This window comes from Bacillota bacterium, assembly GCA_013178415.1.
In the GTDB taxonomy this organism is placed as follows: Bacteria; Bacillota; SHA-98; order Ch115; family Ch115; genus Ch115.
The window spans coordinates 1-3,333 of the sequence record JABLXA010000054.1; the positions used below are offsets into that span (position 1 = coordinate 1).

3 protein-coding genes are annotated in these 3,333 nt (G+C 52.2%); 1 reads left to right on the forward strand and 2 read right to left on the reverse strand.

The annotated features are described in order from the left end of the window. Positions 1-206 precede the first annotated feature (206 nt). Both HPY52_17095 and HPY52_17100 read right to left on the reverse strand, forming a co-directional pair. Entirely contained in the window at positions 207-656 is a 450-nt protein-coding gene (locus tag HPY52_17095; GenBank protein NPV81950.1) for a CPBP family intramembrane metalloprotease, read from the reverse strand. Between the two features lie 1,129 nt (positions 657-1,785). After that, a complete protein-coding gene (locus tag HPY52_17100; protein NPV81951.1) occupies positions 1,786-2,052 on the reverse strand; it encodes a hypothetical protein in 267 nt (88 codons plus the stop codon). Between HPY52_17100 and HPY52_17105 the strand changes: the two genes are divergently transcribed. Beyond that, positions 2,047-3,099 (forward strand): GNAT family N-acetyltransferase, encoded by a 1,053-nt coding sequence (locus HPY52_17105; protein ID NPV81952.1) that lies wholly within the window; start codon positions 2,047-2,049, stop codon positions 3,097-3,099. The genes HPY52_17100 and HPY52_17105 overlap by 6 nt on opposite strands. Positions 3,100-3,333 lie beyond the last annotated feature (234 nt).

Here is a 3,333-nt window from a genome sequence, read left to right on the forward strand (position 1 = left end):
TAGGATCGATACCGAGATGCCTAGAAACTTCGCGAAGCTGTGAGGTCACAAGTATCACCCAATCTGTATAACGGCTTGCGCACCAGCCGAGGCCGACTGACCGGCCTAGTGATCCTACCCGCCTTCTCCATTCAGTGGGCGCCTGTTCCTGCACAACCCCCGGCGGTCTTCGGCTGCATGCGCTTGTTATGCGGTACCCGCCATTATCAACAACTACCGACCCTATTCACGTTCCAGAGAATCGAGCCGCTGCGTCTGGCAGCCCATCCCCACATTAAACCGACCAGGCCCGCCACTATGACCAGGGAGACGCTGCCGCCAGGCGCAGTATTCGGAAATACAGACTGAGGCGAGAAATGCCAGACTCCAAATCCGATGGCTGGATAGATATAACCATGGAACCAGTGATTCGGGAATATTCTAACATAGGTTCCCCGCCAAAGAACTTCCTCTAAAATAGGAAACCGCCGAAATAGCCGGCTTTTGGGCCGAGGAGCGCAACCAGCCACTGATAGCAAAAGTATGTGATTATAGAAAGCAGGAGCGGCATCAAGATCAAAGCCTTCTGTCTCAAGGAAAACATTAATCGTCTCCCCTAAATCATTTCCATCTCTGATTCCGACTCTGGTTCCGAATGACGCTGAAGAACGTCCCAATATCTGCGGGGTTTAGGGCAGCAGCTACCTTATGAAATTGGAAGGGATCGCAAGTATCAGTATATCATGGAAGAGATGGACATACAATGGACAATCGGTTTTCTGCCCCACTATAAATCGCCAAGCCGAGAGTAGGAAGATAACCCAGCCGTATCACCGCGCGGCTGCCAGGCGAGCCGCACACGGTTAGCTCCTATTTTTAGATTCGAGCTTGGTCATCTATAGTCCCCCTAGGAGATTGCTCGAAAACTCTGACGACCTCTATATATTGTGGCTACGCTTAAGAGTTGCCCCAACATATTGTGGGATATAGCTTCTTTGATAGAGTTTCCGAGCATATTCCTAGGCCGGGGGCGGCGTGATTGTAGGCAGGTCCCGCGCGGAAGTGGCTGAGAATTCGTCAGCTTAGACCGAGGGTGACGAGTTTTTAGGCAGATCCCGCGCGGAGGTGGCTAAAAATCCGTCAGTTTCCTTGCTGGGGTAGCGATATTTTCGTCAGGACGGGAACATTTTGGCAAATCTTGGGGCGATATTACCTTGAGGTGGCCAGAATCTAGGCAGGTTTTGCTCAATGGTGGCCGAAATTTCGCCAGCCCCTGGTCCGGGGTGGCGAATTTCTCGCCAGCTCGCCTCCAGATTGGAAGATTATAGGTTATGATTATATCCATAAGGAGGAATCTTATGGTATATTTTGGCTAATGGCGGCGAGATTCTGGCCGGTTTGGACGCAGAGGTGGCTGAGATTTCGTCATCTTCTGCTCTCAAGTGCCGAAAATCCTGCCACCTCGCCTTTGAGTTGGAAGATTATAGGCTATAATTACCTAAAATGAGGAATTTCGGAATTTCATGGGATATATCGGCTTGGGTGGTGATATGCTAGTCAGCCAAGCGTGGGGGTGGTGAGAATCCTATCAAGTCCAAGCATGGAAGTAGCGAGAATCCTACCAAGCTACGCTCTCTGATGGCGAAAAACTAGCCAACTCAATTCCTGACCAAGAGATTTTAAGAAGTATTATCCATAAATAGAGGAAATAAGATTCGGGCCGATATTGAACCCGGCCGGCCTGATTGAGCGCCTGGCGTCCCGTCCATTGACAGACTAATTATTCCAGGATTATTCGTGTAAAATCTAATGGGGCAGGAAACCGGAGTCTTTCGCATCTTGTGATGTGGTTTCCAGCACTGATATAATGAGGTAAGATTGAAGCCACACACGCCGTTCGGCATTCGCATTCGGCTCTATCAGTGAGGCCAGCAGGGAAAGACCATATGGCGTCTGGTCGAGGGCGCGGGCTAATTCAAGCAGGACCTTGCAGTTGCCTAGGAATTGCTCAAGCTGCAGGTCATTATCATGTTGGAGGATGCTATGCTTCCGGACGAACAGTTTGAAGTGCACGAACTTAATGAGGCCCATCTATCCTTGATCGCTGATTTGACTCGAAAAGCCTTTTCGATGCCGTATATTCATAGCCCTGGCCTGCCCGCGCCTGGTGCAGTGTTTGAAACTGAAGAAGAGATCATGGGGGAATTAAAGGCCGGCACCCGCGTTTTCGCGCTCTATCTCGACAGGGGGCAAGATGCTGGGGGTCCTAATGATCCAGAACCTGCAGGCATCATTCGTATCACGCCGTGTCCCCCAGATGCGTGGCTTATAAGGCGGTTCGGGATCCTCCCCGAATACCGGGGACGAGGTTTCGGAACGTTGCTTCTCGACTTGATAGAAAAGGAAGCGGGTAGGGTAGGGGTGAGGCGTCTCATCCTTTATTGTGTTGTCGAACGCTTCCTTGTTCCATATTATCAACGACATGGATTCAGCCTGACCAGCATTGCGCCGCACACTGATAAGCCTCTTACCGTTGCTACGATGGAAAAGATTCTTTCTGGGAGTTCCATCATAGACACCATGCCCGGTGCCATTATTGACCCCGAATGGGACATCTTTCCCCAAGGGGGACTCTACGTTTTGTGGCTTTACATGCCTGAAACGAGGGCGATCCGTGTCGGAAGTCTGGGAGAATATTCATTCGGCAGGGGGATGTATGCCTATATCGGCTCCGGCGCCAGGCGTCTCGCAGGTCGCCTCCGACGCCATTGGGCAGGCGGTCGAAGTCTTCGCTGGCATGTAGACTGGCTACGGGCGGCAGCCAGGCCTGTGGGCATTGACATTGTGCCGAATTTACCGCCGGATTCGGCCGGTAGCGGACTACCAGCCCCACAAGATATTGAACATTCCCCGCGGATTCTTTCAGAATGTGAGCTTGCTGATTCCCTGTCCATGGTGCCGGGCGCGATTCGCTTCATACCGCGCTTCGGCGCCAGCGACTGCGCGTGCGCTGGGCATCTTTTTTCCATATCTCAAGACTCTATAGCCTATTCGCTGCCTCGCTCATGGGAAAAGAGGCTTCTTTGTTGTTATCGCTATTCATGGACAGCAATAGTTTAACCTGTTCTTTGTCAATGGATGCGCCACATTGTCCGCGCCCACGTATGCAAACCCGGCTGCCTCCCGTACCCCCCGCTGCGCGACCCATTTCTCGGACGCAATCTTCTGTATCCGCTTGCCATCAGCCACGAGGAGCGGGTAGTGGTTTAGCGTCATCCCCCTGCACCGCTACCGTCCGGCGATACTCGCGTATGCTAAGCGGAATATGCCGGCAGCCGAGATTACCCCAACGAT